This is a genomic window from Psychrobacter sp. 1U2 (assembly GCF_051847575.1).
This window is the reverse complement of sequence record NZ_JBPYDC010001455.1, coordinates 1-598: the sequence shown is the minus strand read 5'-3', so window position 1 is coordinate 598 and position 598 is coordinate 1. Positions and strand designations below refer to the sequence as shown.

Genomic DNA, 598 nt, shown 5'->3' with positions numbered 1-598 from the left:
AAAGCCATGTGGAAATTGCAGTAGTAGTGGTGCTAGACAATCGGCTTCGATGAGCGGTGATAAAGCGTTAAAGAATGCTTGTGCATGTTCGGCAGTGCCTTTACATCCATGAGTGAAGTCTTGATGCAGCTTTACGGCAAACTTCAACTCGCTATCGGCTTGCTCATAAGCTTTATTAATCATACCAGCAAAGGCTTTTTGCCCGATAGGCGCATAAAAGGTGCTATTAATCTCAACCGCGCCATATTGCTTGGCATACTCTTGTAAGAAGTCCGTCTTTTTAGTGTCAGTTGGATACAGCGTACCTAGTAAGTCAGTATCGCTATAACCGCCAGTGCCGAGGTAAATACGCGGAATAGGGGTACTTTCCATGTTGACCACTCTTTGCTGTTTTTGATGATTACAGTTTTAACGGAGTTTTTAATCTATAGTCAAGATCAAATAAAACAGATACATGGTTTTATGACGTGTGACTGGTATAAATTTTCCTTGTTTGCTGTGCCTACGCCGACAGAGGCTGCAAAAAATTCATACCAGTCACGCTATATCGTTTCTACATTGAGTTGACTGTATTATTTTTTACGCGACCATAACCATT

1 protein-coding gene is annotated in these 598 nt (G+C 41.5%); it reads right to left on the bottom strand.

What is annotated here, in order from left to right; translation table 11 throughout:
• The coding region (locus ACS8FD_RS22600) for a DUF72 domain-containing protein (RefSeq protein WP_439277509.1) at nucleotides 1-372 on the bottom strand (372 nt) is incomplete at its 3' end.
• Nucleotides 373-598: the final 226 nt, after the last annotated feature.